The 14,592-nt window shown below is 72.7% G+C and carries 28 protein-coding genes and 1 pseudogene; 8 read left to right on the top strand and 21 right to left on the bottom strand.

Features of this window, described 5'->3' with window-relative positions; all coding sequences use genetic code 11:
• The 15 genes and pseudogenes from ABD52_RS14445 to ABD52_RS14515 all read right to left on the bottom strand — a co-directional run.
• Positions 1 to 491: hypothetical protein (locus ABD52_RS14445; protein WP_047892137.1), on the bottom strand; the 491-nt coding region annotated here is incomplete at its 3' end.
• Positions 491 to 811, bottom strand: coding sequence for a hypothetical protein (locus tag ABD52_RS14450; RefSeq protein WP_030270659.1), 321 nt, complete (start codon positions 809 to 811; stop codon positions 491 to 493). The genes ABD52_RS14450 and ABD52_RS14445, both read right to left, overlap by 1 nt.
• A gap of 10 nt (positions 812 to 821) precedes the next feature.
• Positions 822 to 1,001, bottom strand: coding sequence for a hypothetical protein (locus tag ABD52_RS14455; RefSeq protein WP_030270661.1), 180 nt, complete (start codon positions 999 to 1,001; stop codon positions 822 to 824).
• A complete protein-coding gene (locus ABD52_RS14460) occupies positions 998 to 1,192 on the bottom strand; it encodes a hypothetical protein (protein WP_030270662.1) in 195 nt (64 codons plus the stop codon). The genes ABD52_RS14455 and ABD52_RS14460 overlap by 4 nt, the downstream gene beginning before the upstream one ends.
• Positions 1,189 to 2,661 (bottom strand): hypothetical protein, encoded by a 1,473-nt coding sequence (locus tag ABD52_RS14465; RefSeq protein WP_030270663.1) that lies wholly within the window; start codon positions 2,659 to 2,661, stop codon positions 1,189 to 1,191. Before ABD52_RS14465 ends, ABD52_RS14460 begins: the two co-directional genes overlap by 4 nt.
• A complete protein-coding gene (locus ABD52_RS14470) occupies positions 2,658 to 3,203 on the bottom strand; it encodes a hypothetical protein (RefSeq protein WP_030270664.1) in 546 nt (181 codons plus the stop codon). Before ABD52_RS14470 ends, ABD52_RS14465 begins: the two co-directional genes overlap by 4 nt.
• Complete coding sequence (locus ABD52_RS14475) at positions 3,200 to 3,457, bottom strand: hypothetical protein (protein WP_030270665.1); 258 nt, start codon at positions 3,455 to 3,457, stop codon at positions 3,200 to 3,202. Before ABD52_RS14475 ends, ABD52_RS14470 begins: the two co-directional genes overlap by 4 nt.
• Positions 3,454 to 3,663: a DUF6011 domain-containing protein gene (locus ABD52_RS14480; RefSeq protein ID WP_030270666.1), complete on the bottom strand. Its 210-nt coding sequence runs from the start codon at positions 3,661 to 3,663 to the stop codon at positions 3,454 to 3,456. Before ABD52_RS14480 ends, ABD52_RS14475 begins: the two co-directional genes overlap by 4 nt.
• Complete coding sequence (locus ABD52_RS14485; protein ID WP_030270667.1) at positions 3,656 to 4,123, bottom strand: hypothetical protein; 468 nt, start codon at positions 4,121 to 4,123, stop codon at positions 3,656 to 3,658. The genes ABD52_RS14480 and ABD52_RS14485 overlap by 8 nt, the downstream gene beginning before the upstream one ends.
• A pseudogene (locus tag ABD52_RS14490) lies at positions 4,120 to 4,692 on the bottom strand (sigma-70 family RNA polymerase sigma factor); the annotation flags it as partial. The gene ABD52_RS14485 and the pseudogene ABD52_RS14490, both read right to left, overlap by 4 nt.
• Before the next feature lie 65 nt (positions 4,693 to 4,757).
• Positions 4,758 to 5,051, bottom strand: coding sequence for a hypothetical protein (locus ABD52_RS40805; protein ID WP_030270670.1), 294 nt, complete (start codon positions 5,049 to 5,051; stop codon positions 4,758 to 4,760).
• Positions 5,051 to 5,488 carry a hypothetical protein gene (locus ABD52_RS14500; RefSeq protein WP_030270672.1) on the bottom strand — a complete coding sequence of 146 codons (438 nt, stop codon included), beginning with the start codon at positions 5,486 to 5,488 and terminating at the stop codon, positions 5,051 to 5,053. The genes ABD52_RS40805 and ABD52_RS14500 overlap by 1 nt, the downstream gene beginning before the upstream one ends.
• Entirely contained in the window at positions 5,485 to 6,072 is a 588-nt protein-coding gene (locus tag ABD52_RS14505) for a hypothetical protein (RefSeq protein WP_030270678.1), read from the bottom strand. The genes ABD52_RS14500 and ABD52_RS14505 overlap by 4 nt, the downstream gene beginning before the upstream one ends.
• Positions 6,069 to 6,275: an AlpA family transcriptional regulator gene (locus ABD52_RS14510; RefSeq protein ID WP_030270679.1), complete on the bottom strand. Its 207-nt coding sequence runs from the start codon at positions 6,273 to 6,275 to the stop codon at positions 6,069 to 6,071. The genes ABD52_RS14505 and ABD52_RS14510 overlap by 4 nt, the downstream gene beginning before the upstream one ends.
• A gap of 1 nt (position 6,276) precedes the next feature.
• Positions 6,277 to 6,579 carry a hypothetical protein gene (locus tag ABD52_RS14515; protein WP_152748242.1) on the bottom strand — a complete coding sequence of 101 codons (303 nt, stop codon included), beginning with the start codon at positions 6,577 to 6,579 and terminating at the stop codon, positions 6,277 to 6,279.
• Between the two features lie 219 nt (positions 6,580 to 6,798).
• On the opposite strand from ABD52_RS14515, the gene ABD52_RS14520 reads away from it, so the two are divergent.
• From ABD52_RS14520 to ABD52_RS14530, 3 genes are all read left to right on the top strand, one after another.
• Positions 6,799 to 7,242, top strand: a complete 444-nt coding sequence (locus ABD52_RS14520) for a hypothetical protein (RefSeq protein ID WP_052166154.1) — start codon at positions 6,799 to 6,801, stop codon at positions 7,240 to 7,242.
• A 17-nt stretch (positions 7,243 to 7,259) separates the two neighbouring features.
• On the top strand, positions 7,260 to 8,489 hold the full coding sequence (locus ABD52_RS14525; protein ID WP_030270685.1) for a tyrosine-type recombinase/integrase: 1,230 nt from the start codon (positions 7,260 to 7,262) through the stop codon (positions 8,487 to 8,489).
• Between the two features lie 341 nt (positions 8,490 to 8,830).
• Positions 8,831 to 9,178 carry a hypothetical protein gene (locus ABD52_RS14530; protein WP_052166155.1) on the top strand — a complete coding sequence of 116 codons (348 nt, stop codon included), beginning with the start codon at positions 8,831 to 8,833 and terminating at the stop codon, positions 9,176 to 9,178.
• A gap of 59 nt (positions 9,179 to 9,237) precedes the next feature.
• On the opposite strand, the gene ABD52_RS14535 is transcribed toward ABD52_RS14530, so the two are convergent.
• The 4 genes from ABD52_RS14535 to ABD52_RS14550 all read right to left on the bottom strand — a co-directional run bounded on the left by ABD52_RS14535 (position 9,238) and on the right by ABD52_RS14550 (position 11,640).
• Positions 9,238 to 9,663, bottom strand: a complete 426-nt coding sequence (locus ABD52_RS14535; RefSeq protein WP_047892139.1) for a hypothetical protein — start codon at positions 9,661 to 9,663, stop codon at positions 9,238 to 9,240.
• 84 nt (positions 9,664 to 9,747) lie between these two features.
• Positions 9,748 to 10,047 carry a hypothetical protein gene (locus ABD52_RS14540; RefSeq protein ID WP_030270561.1) on the bottom strand — a complete coding sequence of 100 codons (300 nt, stop codon included), beginning with the start codon at positions 10,045 to 10,047 and terminating at the stop codon, positions 9,748 to 9,750.
• 319 nt (positions 10,048 to 10,366) lie between these two features.
• Positions 10,367 to 10,777, bottom strand: a complete 411-nt coding sequence (locus ABD52_RS14545; RefSeq protein WP_030270563.1) for a winged helix-turn-helix domain-containing protein — start codon at positions 10,775 to 10,777, stop codon at positions 10,367 to 10,369.
• A gap of 110 nt (positions 10,778 to 10,887) precedes the next feature.
• Positions 10,888 to 11,640, bottom strand: coding sequence for a GntR family transcriptional regulator (locus tag ABD52_RS14550; RefSeq protein ID WP_047892140.1), 753 nt, complete (start codon positions 11,638 to 11,640; stop codon positions 10,888 to 10,890).
• A 128-nt stretch (positions 11,641 to 11,768) separates the two neighbouring features.
• Here ABD52_RS14550 and ABD52_RS14555 point away from each other — a divergent pair, with 128 nt between their 5' ends.
• Genes ABD52_RS14555 through ABD52_RS14565 form a run of 3 tightly spaced genes read left to right on the top strand, consistent with a single transcriptional unit; the run spans position 11,769 to position 12,909 of the window.
• Entirely contained in the window at positions 11,769 to 12,092 is a 324-nt protein-coding gene (locus ABD52_RS14555; protein ID WP_082171289.1) for a hypothetical protein, read from the top strand.
• Positions 12,080 to 12,484, top strand: coding sequence for a hypothetical protein (locus ABD52_RS40190; RefSeq protein ID WP_063778307.1), 405 nt, complete (start codon positions 12,080 to 12,082; stop codon positions 12,482 to 12,484). The genes ABD52_RS14555 and ABD52_RS40190 overlap by 13 nt, the downstream gene beginning before the upstream one ends.
• Before the next feature lie 5 nt (positions 12,485 to 12,489).
• Positions 12,490 to 12,909: a hypothetical protein gene (locus ABD52_RS14565; RefSeq protein ID WP_047892141.1), complete on the top strand. Its 420-nt coding sequence runs from the start codon at positions 12,490 to 12,492 to the stop codon at positions 12,907 to 12,909.
• 199 nt (positions 12,910 to 13,108) lie between these two features.
• Here the strand turns inward: ABD52_RS14565 and ABD52_RS14570 are convergent, their stop codons facing one another.
• Entirely contained in the window at positions 13,109 to 13,393 is a 285-nt protein-coding gene (locus tag ABD52_RS14570) for a hypothetical protein (RefSeq protein WP_047892142.1), read from the bottom strand.
• An 81-nt stretch (positions 13,394 to 13,474) separates the two neighbouring features.
• Between ABD52_RS14570 and ABD52_RS14575 the strand changes: the two genes are divergently transcribed.
• Complete coding sequence (locus ABD52_RS14575) at positions 13,475 to 13,693, top strand: hypothetical protein (RefSeq protein WP_047892143.1); 219 nt, start codon at positions 13,475 to 13,477, stop codon at positions 13,691 to 13,693.
• 127 nt (positions 13,694 to 13,820) lie between these two features.
• The gene (locus ABD52_RS14580; protein WP_047892144.1) at positions 13,821 to 14,000 is read left to right on the top strand and encodes a hypothetical protein; all 180 of its coding nucleotides are present in this window, start codon (positions 13,821 to 13,823) and stop codon (positions 13,998 to 14,000) included.
• Positions 14,001 to 14,117: 117 nt separating this feature from the next.
• On the opposite strand, the gene ABD52_RS14585 is transcribed toward ABD52_RS14580, so the two are convergent.
• Entirely contained in the window at positions 14,118 to 14,471 is a 354-nt protein-coding gene (locus ABD52_RS14585) for a hypothetical protein (RefSeq protein WP_047892145.1), read from the bottom strand.
• Between the last annotated feature and the right edge of the window lie 121 nt (positions 14,472 to 14,592).

The raw sequence follows: 14,592 nt of genomic DNA on the forward strand, positions 1-14,592 counted from the left end.
TCCTCCAGCTGCGCGGCCAGCTCGTCGACGCGGCGCTGCGCCTCGGCGGCCTGCTGCTCCCGGTCGAGCGCGGTACGCAGCTCGTCGACGAGCGCGCGCAGCTTGTCGCCGAGGGCCTGCACGCGGCGGGACGGTGACGCGGCGGCGTCGTGCAGCAGCTGCGCGAGGGTGTCCGCCGGCGGCGCCGGCCGGGGCGCGTCGGCGGGCGGGCGGAGAGTCCCGGGCGGGGGCACGGTGGTGATCCGGGGCGTGCCGGGCACGCCGGGCTTGCCCTGGGCGGCGGCGACGGCCGAGGCGCGGTGCTCGAACGCGGCCACCGCGGTGGCGGCCAGCTCCCGATCCCCGGCGGCCAGTTCGTTGATCGTGCGGCGGACCGCGCTGATGTTCAGCGTGGTGTAGTCGGCGATCGCCAGCTCGGTCTTGCCCTGGGCGAACAGCCGCAGCACCTCGTACTGGGTGCGGCTGGTGATGGTCGGCGCGGTGGATGCCATCAGGCGCCGGCCTCGGCGCGGGCGGCGGCCTCCATGTCGCGGACCTGGGCCAGGACCTGCTCCCCGCGGGCGGTCAGCTTGTAGAGGCGCACGCCGAACTGGTCGGCCTCGCTCTCGTCGACCAGCTGCACCAGGTGCATGCGCTTGAGCGGCTGGAGGCGCTGGGTGGCCCGCTTGAGCACGACGGGCGGGCCGGGGTCGCGCTCGAAGTCCGGCGCGCGGTAGCGGGGGTCGGCGTGGACGCGGCGCTGCTCGACGGCGACCAGCAACTGCACCTGGTCGGTGTCCAGGGCGATCTCCATCAGGGTGTCTCCGTTCATGCGAGGTCAGTCAGGCGGCGTTCGTGGTGGTGCCGCCGTCGAGCACCACCAGGTGCCCGCGACGGCGCGGCGGCGGGGGAGCGGCCAGGTCGACGCCGGGCCGGACGAGCGGCTCCGGGATGACCGGCGGGAGCGGCCGCGGGCCGTACCGCTCCACCACCAGCTCGGCGAGCAGCTCGTCGCGGGTCACCGCTCGCCACCCGGGGCGCGCGGCGGGCAGGCCGGGCAGTCGCGCTTGGTGTAGCGGTACGGCTGGCCCGACCTGGTCTCCCACACCGTGGTCCCGCAGATGTGCGGGTTGTCGGCGGCGGTGACGGGCCGGCCGAGCGCGGCGCTGGCCACCAGCCACACACCGGGCCGGGCGAGCAGCGGCGCCGTCATCGCTGGTCGACCAGTTCGCCGTCGATCGCCGAGCCCCGGCGCAGTCCGTCTTGGACGCCGGCGACGTACTGGCGGGAGAACCGGGCCGGCACGATCCCGAGCGCGCAGAGCAGGTCGATCGACTGGTCGACGTCAACCGGCGGCAGGTCGGCGTTACTCAGGACGTACTTGTCCGACCGCCAGAACACCCAGAGCGCGCCGTCGTCCCACGACACCTGTACGTGCGCGAGGGGCTGTCCGTCGCGGCCGTCGAGCGGCAGCGGCGGGGTCGGCTCGCCGGGCGCGTACTCCATGCCGAGGGTGCAGGGCTTCCCTCGTCCCTGCTGGTCGCGTGGGTGGCTGGCCAGGCCGGCCCGGGCCCAGGCGAACACGGCGCGCAGCCGGCCGATCTGGGCCAGCGTCAGGTCGCCCGACGACGGTCGGCCGGTGACCGGCACGGACCGCCAGTCCGCGGCCATGCCACAGCGCGGGCACGTCGACGCACCAGGGCCGGTGGACGTGCGGCGCCAGTGGTTGCCGCAGCCGCGGCAGTGCCACACGTCGTCAAGCGTGGTCGACCCGCAGCACCAGCCGGGCCGCTCCGAGTCGGGGCTTACCCCCGCCCCACCGGCCAGGGAAGCGGCCGGTGGGGCGGGAGCTGGAGCGGACTCGGTGACGGCGACGCTCCTGGTATCGCCGTCGGTCTCGGCCGCTCCATCCGCCGACGGGAACTCGACGCCGGCGGCCGTCTGGGTTGGGGTGCCCGCCGGGGCGGAGTCGCGAATCTCCACCCCGGCTTCCCGCGAGGCCCGGGGGACATGGGTCTCGTCGGACGGCCCGGTCGGGGCCGTGTCACCCGCCGCGAAACGGGTGGTCTCCTGCGGCGGCCAGCAAACCTGGCACCAGGTGGCCTGCCAGCGGTCAGCCGCCTGCTCGGCGGTCAGAGTCAGCCCAGTGCGGGTCGCCCGGCTGCACCGAGTCAGCAGCGTCGACTTGAGCGCATGGGCCGCGATGGCCTTGCGGGCCGCCGCGATCCACACCCGCTCGGTCGGCGCCGGGCCGTGGCCGGCCAGGGCCGGCGGTACGGCGGCGGCCGGCGGCCGCGACGCCGGGCGCTCCCGGCCGTCGGTGCCACGGACCTTGTCCGGCAACTGAGTGGTTCCACTCAGTTGCCGGAGGTCGTCGCGGACCGTGCTCTGCCCGACGCCGAGCGCCGTGCCGATCGCCCGGGTGGACATGCCGGCCAGCCGCAGCTCCGCGACGGCCTTCTGCCGGTGCTCGGTGGGCAGCTTCAACCGGTCGGCGCCGAACTCGCCATCCACGTACGCCTGCCAGTCCGCGTACTCGAGTACCTGCCAGTCGCGGCGCTCCCAGGCGAGGGCGATCTCGGCGAGGGTCTCCAGGTAGTTGTGGATCCCGGCGCGAATCCGCTCCGCGCGCTCGCGGGCAGCCGGCTCGGTGGACCGCACGGTCAGCTCGTCGACGGTCACCGCGCTGCCCTCCGGGCCACCCGGGCCGTACGGCGGCGGGCACCGGCCTCGGTCCAGGCGTAGCCGTGGCGTACGCCGTTGTCTGCGGCGATGACGGCCCAGTGCCAGCGGGGCTGCCACCACCGGCGGTGGGCGAGCCGGTGCGGCTGGAAGTCGAACACCGGAGCGGGCGGCAGCGCGGCCAAGGTCGCTGGCGGCGGCTCGGTGTCCGTCGCAGGCGGACGGCCGTCGAGCACCGCGGCGACGCGCTCGACCGCGGGGAGCGCGGCTGGCGCGGGCTGCTCCGCGGCGGGCTCGGTGCTGGTGCTGGTGCTGCGCCAGGGCCTCGGGTTGTGGCACTGCACGCCGTCCGGGTGCACGATCACTGCGTTGCGGTTAACCAGCGCCACGTAGCCGTGCTTGCACACCGGCAGGAGCCGCCGCAGCGGCGGCAGCTGGCCGAGGCGCTCCGGCTGGCACGGCCGGCCGACCGGGTACGTGGCGTAGCCGGGCCGGCTCGCGGCCACCGCGCGCCACTCGTCGTCGGTCAGGCGCTCGGTCACCGGTACTCCTCCGGGTCGTGCTCGCCGAGGATCGCGGCGTCGCGGGCCTGAGCGGCCGCGGCGAGCGCGGGCGAGATGCGGGTCTTCGGGACGGGCGGGGGCGACGGCGGGCGGTGCGCCGCGTCATCCGCCGTGCCCGGGCGGCGGCAGTTGCGGCAGATCTGCCGCTCGCCGCGCCAGTCGGTGCCCAGCTCGGTGTCCGGCTCGAACGTCGGGCAGGGCCGCGGCGCCGGGGTGCTCTTCGCGGCGCTCACTGCGGGCCGTCCTCGTCGTCGGTGTCGAGCAGGTCCGGGCCGTCCTGGCCGGCCGGGCCACGCTGCCCGGACAGGCCGGGCAGCGTGGCCGGCGCGGGCTGCGGCGGGCGGATCTTCGCCTCGCAGACCGGGCCGATGCCGCGGGCGCGGCTGGCCGCGGTGCGGAGACGGCGTCCGCACTCCGAGCAGTTCTTGGGCTCACCCATCGCTGGTCCTCGTCCGGGCCAGCCGGTCGTCGCCGGCCGGGCGGGGGATGCGGGCGGTGGTCTCGCTGGCGCCGGCGACGATCGCCCGGACGCGGCCCTGGATGTCCGGGGGCACCCAGCAGCCGGAGAAGTCGATCGGGTCGCCGGTGGCGTAGGCGTCGAGCAGCCGGTGCGCGTACGCCGGGGTGAGGGGCGGCGGGGCGGTGACCTCCAGGGCGATGCCGTCGGGGAGCAGGTTGTCCCAGATGTCGGCGGCGCCGCGCATCAGCCGGGCCCGGTGGACCGGGTCGACGGTCTCCCCGGCCAGGGCGAGCAGCGCCCGGAACGCGCGGGCGTGCCGGTCGCTGTCGTCGAGCTGGCGGCTACGGGCGGCCAGGCCGGCCAGGATCGCGCCGAGGGTCAGGCCGGCGGCCAGGACGGCGGCGATGGTCACGGCGGCGGTGGTCGGGTCGGTGGTCACGAGGTCTCCCGGATGCTGGGGGGCAGCAGCCGCGCGAGGGTGCGGCAGGCCCGGTACGTGATGGCCTTGACGGCGCCCTCGTTCTTGCCGACCGCGGCGGCGGTCTCGGCGACGGAGAGGCCGTGGAGGAACCGCAGGACGATCACGTCCTGCTGCTCGACGGTCAGGGTCTTGACGGCGGTGAGCAGCTCCACGTTGACGAGGTGCGCGACCGTGGCCCCGGCCGGATCCCCTTCGAGGCTGCGGTCGTAGCGGTCCATGCCGGAATCGGGGTCGTGCACGTCGGCGGTGATGTACTCCCGCCGGTAGCGGCCGGACTTGTAGTGGTCGGCCACGATGTTGCGGGCGATCGTGACGAACCACGCGCCGATGTCCCGGCCCTGCCACTGCACGGTCTCGATCCGGCGCAGCGCCCGGATGAACGTCTCGGACGTGAGGTCCTCGGCGAACAACCGGTTGCCGCTGCGGAAGTAGATGAAGCGGAAGACGACGTCGCGGTAGCGGGCGTAGAGCTGCCCGAACGCGTCCCGGTCACCGGCCTGCGCCGCGACGACCAGGTGCCACGTGGCCTCCGGATCCTGCTCGGCGCGCGGCGGGCCCGGCTGGGCCGGCACCCGCACCAGCGTCCGCGCGGTCACCACACACCCGCCGGCAGCAGCACGTCCCACCGGTTGAGCCGGAACATCTCGTGGTCGTCGTCGGCGTCCGGCCACGGGTCCACCGCGTCGGGCAGCTCGGCCGGGTCCAGCGCCGGCGGCCGACGCCGGGCCTCCGCCCGGGCCCGGCGCTCGGCCGCGCGCCGGACCTCCTGACGCCGGCCGTACCAGGCAAGCACGGCGACCACGGCGGTGATCAGCGCCAGGCCGGCGACCTCACCGGCGGCCTCGCGGATGCCCGTGGCGATGCCCGCCAGGATGTCGGCGGCCATCACTCGTCGCCGTCCGGGTCGGCGGGCTGCGGCTCGCGGTGCACCAGCTCCAGCGGGCCGTACTGGCTGAGCAGCTTGTCCGGGGCGATGCGCTGCTCGCGGTAGAGGTGCGGCGTCTCCCGCGCCGGTGCCATCACCAGCCGGGCGCTCTCGAAGACACGGCCGTCGTCACCGACACGGGCGGCCTTCAGCGTCGCGAACCACAGGTCGCCCGTGGAGTCGCGCCACAGGTCACCGAGGACCGGCGGCCACTCCGCCGGCGCCACCCGCTCGACGGTCACGTCCTGGTGGTGCAACGGGATCTCGTACTGGGCCCCGTCCTCGCCCGAGACGCGGATCCAGTTGCCGGACTGACCGACTTGCAGAACCGTTGCCTGGCGGATGGCGATCGCCACCAGGTCGCCCGGCACGTACGTCGGACGCTCCGCCGCCGTCATGCCGCCACCGCCGAGGTGCGCTCGGCGGCGCCCAGCGACACGTTGAAACCGCGCCACACGATCCGGGCCGCGGCGAAGTGCCACCGGCGGCCCTCCGGGTCGACCTGGTGCGTCTCCCGGACGTCGCCGGCGTTGCCGTGCCGCTCCGCCCAGGCGGTCACCTCGGCGGCCGTGTCGAACAGCAGCGACACCCGGTTGTCGCCGTGGACCGTCACCGTCTCCGGCGCGGGCAGCGCGTCCTGGTCCACGGCGTAGCACTCACGGCTGATCGCCCGGAGGATGCCGGCGCGGGCGATCCGGACCACGGCGTCCTGCCCGGCGGCGTCGGCCATAGCGCGCTCGACGTGCGGGAGCTGCGCCACCTCGGGGGTGGCAGGTACGTTGTTCATCTCGACCAGTTCCTTCCTGAGTGGGTTGGTGCGGGTACGGGATTCCGGGGTCACGGCCGTTCCAGCGGGCGTGACCCCTTCGTTGCGCTTGGGCTTGGCGGGCTTGGCGGGCTGAGCCGGTTTGGCCGGCGGCCGGGTGTCGGCCGGTCGGGCCGGGCCGGGCTTGGTGCCCGCAGCGAGCGAGACCCCGGTCATCCGGCGTCACCGCGGCTGCGGGACTCCAGCCAGGCGTCGACGTCGGCCAGGCGGTACTTGACCAGGCCGCCGACCTTGCGGCTCTTCGGGCCGATGCCCTTGTGCCGCCAGTTGTAGAGCGTCTGCGGGCTGACACCGAGGTACTCCGCGACCTCGGCCAGCGACGCCATCCGCTCCCGGCGTGGGGCAGCCGTCGTCGGCATCTCAGGCCGCCTGGTCGGCGCGCGCCGAGACGACCTCGAAGAGGTCGTTCAGCGTGGGGCGCAGGTTGTACTCGGCCAGCCGGTCGGCGTGCTGACCCAGCGCCGCCACGGTCTGGGCCATGAACCGCTCGCCGATGATGCCTTCGCGAGCACGGCGCACGGTCTTCGGCCAGACGCCGATCAGCTTGGCGCGCGTGGTGTCGTTGCCGTAACCGAGCAGGCTTGTCATGGCGTCGAACTGCTCTTCCCGCAGCCGGATCGCGGCTTGCGCGCCCTGCTCCGTGGCATCCATGTCCTGACTCATGAGGGCACTCTAAACAGGGCATGCATGCCCTGTCCAGTGCACCGGCAGAATTCGTTCGCGCCATTTACAGGGCATGCGTGCCCCGCTACAGTTCCCCGCATGTCCAGCCATCGACGCATGACGATCACCCGGCCGGTGAGTCCAGGGGTGAAAACGGGCGCGCACGCCCGGACACGTCCGCCCATTTCTAAGGGCATACGTGTCCGGTATCGTGCTTCTATGCGCCGAGGAGGAGTCGACCGTGCGGCATGGGCCGGCATCGTCAATGCCGCGCTCGACACCATCCCGCGCCGCAACAAGGCACAGTTCGCCCGCGACGTCGGCGTCGACATCAAGACCGTCCGTCGCTGGCTGGAGCAAGAGGTCGACGTCAGTGAGGAGAGCGTCCGCGAGGTGGCCAGGGTCTTCGACCTGAACACCACGCAGCTACTCATCGACGTCGGCTTCTACAGCCACGACGATCTGGGCGTCGCCGTCCCGAGCGATCTGCCCGCCGAGGACGAAGAGTCGATCCGCATGATCATGGCCTCGGATCTGCCCGAGGACGTCAAGTCAGACCTGGTCGGCGAGATCCGACGGCTCCAGCAGCAGCACGTCGACGAGCGGGCTTCGTTCGCCGAGCGCCTGCTCGCGATGGCCCGCCGGGTCGCCCGGCCCACCTGACCGATCGGGGGAGCGGCGTGCCCGTCGACGACCTCTGGTACCTCACCAAGCGCGGCCCGAACGACGAGCGACTGCGCTCGTCCCGGTACGGCCGCGGCAAGCGCTGGCGCGTCCGATACATCGACGACGAGGGCAAGCCGAAGGCGCTGCTGTTCGAGCGCAAGGCCGACGCAGAGGCACACGACGCCCGGATGCGCGCCGACGTCAGCCGCGGCGTCTACGTCGACCCGACCGCCGGCAAGGTCACCGTGGCGAACTACTTCGCCGAGTGGCGCAAGCTCCAGCTGCACGCCGACTCCACCGAGATCAAGACCGAGTGGGCGCACCGGCTGCACATCGCGCCCACCCCGCTGGGCCGGATGGCGATCGCGCAGGCCCGCCGCAGCCACGTCCAGGCGTGGGTGCTCGACCGTGCCAAGGTGCTGGAGCCGTCGTCACTGCACCCGGTCTACGCCTACCTGGCCGGCATGTTCCGCGCCGCCGTGCTCGACCGGGTCATCGGCCACTCGCCGTGCCAGGGCATCACCCTGCCCGAGCTGGTCGTCGCCAAGCGGTACATCGCCACCACCGACGAGGTCCACGCCCTGGCCGACGGGTTCGCCCCGGCCGGCCGGCCGTACGCCCAGGGCGGCCACTACCGGGCGCAGGTGTACGTCGCCGCCGGCGCAGGACTGCGGCAGGGCGAGATCTGGGGCCTGGAACTGGAGCACGTCGACTTCCTGCGCCGGCGGATCCACGTCGTGCAGCAGCTCAAGGTCATCAGCGGGCGCAAGCCGTTCCTGGCGCCGCCGAAGACGTCCACCAGCGTCCGGGACCTGGACCTGCCCGACGTCACCGCCGAGGCGCTCGCCGAGCACCTGAAGCGGCACCCGATCCGGGAGGTGGAGGTCGACGACCTCACCGACCCCCGCCGGCCACGCACCCGCAAAGCGAAGCTGATCTTCCTCAACGCGGCCGGCAAGCCGATCCACCGAGGCAGCTTCAGCAAGCCGTGGCGGCGGGCCTGCGCGGCGGCCGGCCTTCCCGAGGACTACACGATGCACGCCCTACGGCACTACTACGCCACCCTGCTCATCGCCGCCGGCGCGAGCGTCACCACCGTGCAGCTGGCCCTCGGACACGCCAACCCGACCATCACGCTCAACACCTACGCCGGGCTCTGGCCCGAGGCCACCGAGCAGGTCCGCACGCTCGTCGACGCCGCGCTCAAGCGGCCGGACGGCCGGCGTCCGGCGGCAGCCCGGTGACGCGAATGACTCGCCCGCTTTGCCTCTTTTACTTCTCAGGGCTTGCGCTTCTTTTCACAACCGCTACCCTGAAGCACCCGTAGGGAGGCACTATTGGGGTACTGGAAAAAGCACCCAAATAAGGATCTAGAAAAGGTACTGCGTGTATTCGACCGACACGGGTACACGATCAAGGATCCGCCTACCTACTACACGCTGCGCTGCCCCTGTGGCCAGCACCAACGACAACTCCACCTCACGCCGTCCAGCCCCTACCACGGCAACCACGCCCTCAAGTGGGCGATGCGTCTGTCGTGCTGGACGAGCCAGGAAGACGACGACCAGGACGGAGGGAAGCGTCAATGATCCAAGTCCAGATCGGCCGACACTTCGATGTCCGTACCACCGAAGGCCGCCGCCTCACCGCCGAGGACCTGCACGTCGAGGGTGAGCGGCTCATGCAAGCCCTGCTCGACCTGGAGGCGTGCAACGAAGACGTCAGTGATGCCGCCACCGCCACCGATGCCACCCAGGGCCGGGTGCTCGTCGAGCTGCTGATCACCGCCGACAGCGAAGCCGAAGCGGTGGAGAAGTCGCTGATGATCACGCGGACAGCCATCCATGCCATCGGCGGAGCAACGCCGTGGGAAGCCGCGGACGACCTCGGAGCCGACTACCGGCCCCGGGAGATGCTCCTCGAGTACGTCTGAGCCTCAGCCAACCTCGAAGCCCCGGCCAGCCTGGCCGGGGCTTCGTCGTTCGCCCGTAGTCAGCGGAACCGGGGACCGAGGGCAAGGATCGCCCGGGCCATGACCGGGCACGACATGACGTACCTCGGGTCGCACGCGCAGACGCTGTCGTGCGCTCGCCTGGCCGCGTCGAGAACCCTGGCCCGGGCGCTGCCGGGGGTGCTCGCCGTCGGCGGCGCCGGCTCGACGACAGGCGGGCGCGGGCCCTGCGAGCGGCGCCAGTCGAACCACGCCTCGCGCACTGCCTGGCCGGGGTTGCAGAAACCCCACCACATGCCCTCGGCGTACTCACGGACGAGCGACGGCGCCCGGTGCCGGCCGGCGGATCTGGTCCGAGTTGTACCCGCCGTGTTCCCAACGATCTTGGCGGCGTGTTGCCGCAGGTAGATGGTGCTGATGACCGGCTCCTCGCCGGCAGGTCCCGTGCCGGCGACCCGCCTCTTCATGGCCTCGACTCACCGCGTGATCTGCGGTCTGAGCTGGACTTTCACCTACCGGACTTTACTCGGTTCTACCCTTGTTTACCGGCCTCAGTTGTACCCGTGGTGTACCCGTCGATCTTGCTGCCGCTGCTGACGGTACTGACTCAGGTCAACGGTCGGAGAGTCCACGAGGCTACGACGAGACGCCTGCGCGCGGCGCCACCCGATCCACTCGCCCAGGCGCAGCACCTCCAGCAGCACCGCCGGCCGCTGGGCCACCTGAAGCGTGACCACCATTACGGCGCTGACGGCGAGCACAAAAGCGCGGTCGCTGAGGTATCGCGCTCCCACGGTCGCCACCAGCATCCACGCGACCAGAACGCCGGCGACTAATCCCTTGATCGGCATCCAGGATCCCCTCATTTCCCCCACGCAAAATTTTGCTTAATGAAGAGTTAAGGAGACTGATCAAACACCCGGCCTGCCGGAGCGCGGTACCCCCGATCAGATGAGCGGCGGCTGTCGGCCCTACGGGGGTCTGGACAGCGCCGGGTATCGATGCTACCGGGGACACGATCTGTAGCTGACAGCTTGTCAGCATCCCAGCACCATGCACCGAGCGTGAGCGATCACTAAGGTGCCCATCAATGCAGCTTGTCGCCTCATCAATTCTTTGTGGCGAGACTTGCAAAATCGCGTAAAGAGCCTATATCGGAAGCCGGGGGTGCTATGGCCACTGCACCTCGACCCGGACGCGGTCACCCGGATAAGCGTCCGCCAGCCCGTCAGGGCCGGTCACCACGAGCATCGGCACGCCGTCGGGCACCCGGAACGTCGCACGTTCCTGTGGCGTCGGCATCCGGGTCGTGATCACCGACCCCGGTCCCGCCTGAACGCTCTCGGGCTCCCGCCGCTCCGGCACGCGAGTGCCCCAGCCGTGCAGCACCTCCACCACGCCCTCGGCGCGGAGCGCGGCGATCGCCCGGCGGACGGTGGTCCGGCCGGCGCCGGTCTCCTGCATGAGTCGGGTCTCCGACGGCAGGCGCGTGCCCGGCCGCCACTCGCCGGTGACGACCCGCCGCCGCAGATCGTCGGCGAGCTGGCGCCACGCGGGCACACCCGACGCAGGGTCGATCATGGACGGTCACGCTATGGCGCGTCATCCTCACGTCCACACGTGGGCACGTGAGCATGAGTAAGCCGGCCACACGGGGCCGGCAGAGGGGGGGGGTGGGATCAGCGCGCGGATCAGCCGATGGGCAGCGCTCCGTACACGCGCGCCACCCGGCGCGCGTCCGAGACGCTGTGCAGTACCTCGACCACACGGCCGTCCCGGTCCCGGGTCGCCCGCCAGGTCTCCAGCACCCACGCCGCGTCCGGCAGCCCGAGCGCGTCCTGCTCGGCCGCGGTCGGCAGCCGCGCCGCGACCTCCTCGGTGGCGTCGGCCAGGTCGACGCCGACGGCCCGGGCTGCCGCGTACAGACCGCCGACCAGCTTGCCCTCGCCCGCCAGCGGTGTACCGGCCGCGATTTCCTCGAGTACGTACGACTCCTGGAGCTGGGCCAGGTCGTCTCCGGCGTACATCCGCCGGGTCCGCCGGACCAGCGGCGTCCCGGCCGCGGCCCCGAACCGAGCGGCTACCGCCGGCGACGCCGGCACCACCGCGACGTCGACCACCTCCGCGCGGCCGGCCACGCCCTGCTCGGCGCACGCGGTCTCCCACGGGCCCAGCTCCCGGCCCGGCCGCGCCGGGTCGGCGGACCCGGCGTAGTGCGCCAGCTCCAGCCGCACCGGTGGCCGCGCCACCGTCGTGCCCTGCTTGGTGGCCGACGTCAGCAAGCCGGCCGCCTTCAGCGTGGCCAGGGCGCGGCGCACCGTCTCCCGGGACACTCCGTGCTGCGCGGCCAGGTCGTGCTCGGTCGGCAGCTGGCTGCCCGGCGGGTACTGCCCGGACTCGATCGCCGCGCGCAGCTGCGCGGCGATCTCCCGATACCCGGTCATGGATCCTCCCTTCGTCCGATCACGCCACCAGTATGCGTACGCAAATCCTTGACGGGCCAGCAGATCCTCCTCACACTCGGTAGCACAGCGTTTTGCGTACGCAAATCATGACCGAGGGGAGGCGCACGATGACGGAATGGCTCGCCCGCCGCCACCGCGCCCAGGCGGACCGCGACCTGATGAGTCCGCGCACCATCGCCCGCAGCCTCGAAGCCCTGCCCCAGCTGCTCGGCGGCGCCCACGTACCCGAGCAGCCCGCCTGGACCTGCCCGGCCTGCGGCGGCGCCGCCTGGCCATGCTCGCCGGCGCGCACCATCCTGGCCGAGGCGTACGGCCCGGGCCGCGCCGATCTCGCCATCTACATCGGGCAGCTGCTCTTCGCTGCCGCGGCCGAACTGACCGCCACCCCGGCGCACGAGCTGAACGAGCGGTTCATCTCGTGGACCCAGTAGCCAAGACCTGGACCGCGGGCACCGTGCTGCGCATCGGCCGCGCCGCCGGCGTCCAGTACGGCGGCGACCGCGCGCTCACCATCCGGGTCGTCTCCGTCGACCCCCGCCCCACCTACCAGGGCAGCGCCTGGGTGACCGGCTACGTCCTCAACGCCGCGGGTGACGCCACCGCCAAGCGCGAGCTCTACATCGACGTCACCGCCGGCGTGGAGGTCCTGTCCAGCCCGGCCACCCGGCGCGCCGCCCGGCCCGCCAGCGGACAGCCGCGGCCGCCAGCCACCCGCGTACCGCCCCGGCGGACGCCCACCAGCCCGCCCCAACACAGGGGCGGCCCCGGACGCGGCGATCGCAGCGCCGGCCGGGGCCTCGACCAGACCACCAAGGAGGCCTGATCATCATGCTCGATTCTCGTCACCCCCGCCGCGCCGTCAAGGTCGCGGCCGCCGTCGCCCTGCTCGCCGTCGGACTCGCCTGCGACGGCGAGGGCACCCGCAGCGACCGCGACCCCGCCGACCGGCAGGTCGACCCGAAGCGGAAGATGACCGCCGTCATCAACGCCAGCGGCGACGGCCCATACTCCGTCGTGGTCCGCGCGGCGAAAGCCGGCGACGACCGGGGCGACTACACCCGCAAGTCGGTCGCCGGCGGCGCGTACCGGCAGACCCTCGACTACACCTCCGGGCTGCGGATCACCATCACGATCACGGCCACCGGGCACCGCACGGACCCGCTGTCCTGCGAGATCACCGACGGCACCACCCGGGTCCGGGACCGGGCGGCCGGCACGGTGCAGTGCAAGCTCACGACCTCGCGGTAATGGCGCGAGCGAGCCGGGCCAGGGCGAGCCGGACCCGCTCCCGCACCGAGGCGCGGCGGTAAGGCTCGGGCGGGTTCAGGCGCCAACCAGCAGCAGTCACGCCCCACAGTATGCGCCACCCAACGCACGGTGACGAGACCCGACAGCAGCAGAGCGCCCCGCCCGGCCGCAGCCAGGCGGGGCGCTTTGCGTACGCGCGCTACTCGGCCGCCCGCCCCGGGCGCCCAGGCCCGCGCGGCGGCCCCGTGCGCTTGCGGTGCGCGGTGACCCGGCGACGCACCTCGTGGACCGTCACGCCGGCGCGCTCGGCGACCTGGTCCTCGGGCTGGATGTCGCGGGCCTCGGCGATGGCCGCGTCCATCTCAGCGGCGATCGCGCCCTTCAGTGCCGGGGCGAGGTCGCGTAGAGCCTGGTAGCGGTGCAGCGGGTCGGCGGCGGCCGCAGCGGCGGCGAGCTGGTCGGCGAGGGCGCGGAGCGTGTCCATGCCAAAATTCTACACCACCCTATTGCGGATAATGCTAGGGCGCTATAGAATTTAGGCACAGGCAGCGAGAGGGGCACCGAGATGGCGAGCTTCACCTGGCACAGCAGCAAGAAGTTCTGCGACGCCGAGGCGCACAAGGCCAGCCACGCCTGCCCCGACTGCGAGACCGCCAGCCAGTGCACGGGCTGCCTGGGCCAGATCGCCCCCGGCGAGGCCCACGCGATCTGCGCCGAGACCGGCGAGGTCGCCCACCCGGCCTGCAAGGCGGCAGCGGAGCGCGCCTGGGGCCACCTCTACTGAGCAGCCGGCGGGCCGGCGGCGGGCGAGGGCGCGGGTCGCCCTCCGCCGGGAAATTCTAGGCCACCCTATTGCGCGGAATGCTAGGGCACTGTAGAATTTAGGTACAGAGAGCGAGAGGGAGACCGAGATGCAGACCACGATCCAGGCCACCGCCACCGCCACCGACGCCGACGCCCGCGACCTCGCCGAGGCCCGCCGCCTGGCAGACCAGCTCAAGGCGATGAACCCGGACGGGATGGGCTACCGGTTCACGGTCCGCCAGTACGAGCAGGTGGTGGCCCGCCTCGGCTACGACCCGATCAGCTGACGCCCCGGGGGCCGGGCAACCGGCCCCAAGGTCAACTTTCCCGACTCGAACATGCAGAGAGCGCCCCTCCCGGCCGAAGCCAGGAGGGGCGCTCTCTCGTGCAGCTGGGGGTGTGGGTCAGCTCCGGCGCAGCTGCGCGGCCGGCGTCGTCTTCGGCGTCACCTGGTTGCGGGTCAGCAACGCCAGCACACCGACCACGGCGACCTGGACGGCGCCGACGGTCTCCTGCGACACGTCGAGGCCGTACGCGGCGACGAGCACGGCGACGGCGGTGACGAGGCCGGTGAACGCAGCCGGCGCGACGGGCCGGACCAGCGTCGCGTTGACGGCGGCGAGGACGGCGGACAGCACGGCGATGATCGCGGCGGACTGCTCGGCGGACAGGCCGTCGATGCCGAAGGTCACGAGCACGCCGAGGAGGGCGCTCAGCGCCTGGATGTAGAGCGTGGGCTCACGGCCAAAGGTCGTCACGTTGGGTCTCCTAGAGTGGATGGGTGCAGCGGTACGTACGGACGCCAGACGGGCTGGCAGAGGTCCCGCAGCCCTGCCCGGACGGGCACACCGACACCACCCCGGCCTGGGGTGCGTGCCC

This window comes from Micromonospora sp. RV43, assembly GCF_001029515.1.
Lineage (GTDB): Bacteria > Actinomycetota > Actinomycetes > Mycobacteriales > Micromonosporaceae > Micromonospora > Micromonospora aurantiaca.

Bases quoted from the DNA above. Each gene is read 5' to 3' on its own strand.
- ABD52_RS14520 (WP_052166154.1), top strand. From the start codon at position 6,799: ATGCGCCGAGGAGGAGTCGACCGTGCGGCATGGGCCGGCATCGTCAAT.
- ABD52_RS14550 (WP_047892140.1), bottom strand. From the start codon at position 11,640: ATGACCGGGTATCGGGAGATCGCCGCGCAGCTGCGCGCGGCGATCGAG.
- ABD52_RS14450 (WP_030270659.1), bottom strand. From the start codon at position 811: ATGAACGGAGACACCCTGATGGAGATCGCCCTGGACACCGACCAGGTG.
- ABD52_RS14460 (WP_030270662.1), bottom strand. From the start codon at position 1,192: ATGACGGCGCCGCTGCTCGCCCGGCCCGGTGTGTGGCTGGTGGCCAGC.
- ABD52_RS14505 (WP_030270678.1), bottom strand. From the start codon at position 6,072: ATGACCGGGGTCTCGCTCGCTGCGGGCACCAAGCCCGGCCCGGCCCGA.
- ABD52_RS14570 (WP_047892142.1), bottom strand. From the start codon at position 13,393: ATGGACACGCTCCGCGCCCTCGCCGACCAGCTCGCCGCCGCTGCGGCC.
- ABD52_RS14500 (WP_030270672.1), bottom strand. From the start codon at position 5,488: ATGACGGCGGCGGAGCGTCCGACGTACGTGCCGGGCGACCTGGTGGCG.
- ABD52_RS14540 (WP_030270561.1), bottom strand. From the start codon at position 10,047: ATGCCGATCAAGGGATTAGTCGCCGGCGTTCTGGTCGCGTGGATGCTG.
- ABD52_RS14480 (WP_030270666.1), bottom strand. From the start codon at position 3,663: ATGGGTGAGCCCAAGAACTGCTCGGAGTGCGGACGCCGTCTCCGCACC.
- ABD52_RS14515 (WP_152748242.1), bottom strand. From the start codon at position 6,579: ATGAGTCAGGACATGGATGCCACGGAGCAGGGCGCGCAAGCCGCGATC.
- ABD52_RS14545 (WP_030270563.1), bottom strand. From the start codon at position 10,777: ATGATCGACCCTGCGTCGGGTGTGCCCGCGTGGCGCCAGCTCGCCGAC.
- ABD52_RS14575 (WP_047892143.1), top strand. From the start codon at position 13,475: ATGGCGAGCTTCACCTGGCACAGCAGCAAGAAGTTCTGCGACGCCGAG.
- ABD52_RS14555 (WP_082171289.1), top strand. From the start codon at position 11,769: ATGACGGAATGGCTCGCCCGCCGCCACCGCGCCCAGGCGGACCGCGAC.
- ABD52_RS40805 (WP_030270670.1), bottom strand. From the start codon at position 5,051: ATGGCCGCCGACATCCTGGCGGGCATCGCCACGGGCATCCGCGAGGCC.
- ABD52_RS14580 (WP_047892144.1), top strand. From the start codon at position 13,821: ATGCAGACCACGATCCAGGCCACCGCCACCGCCACCGACGCCGACGCC.
- ABD52_RS14530 (WP_052166155.1), top strand. From the start codon at position 8,831: ATGATCCAAGTCCAGATCGGCCGACACTTCGATGTCCGTACCACCGAA.
- ABD52_RS14535 (WP_047892139.1), bottom strand. From the start codon at position 9,663: ATGAAGAGGCGGGTCGCCGGCACGGGACCTGCCGGCGAGGAGCCGGTC.
- ABD52_RS14565 (WP_047892141.1), top strand. From the start codon at position 12,490: ATGCTCGATTCTCGTCACCCCCGCCGCGCCGTCAAGGTCGCGGCCGCC.
- ABD52_RS14510 (WP_030270679.1), bottom strand. From the start codon at position 6,275: ATGCCGACGACGGCTGCCCCACGCCGGGAGCGGATGGCGTCGCTGGCC.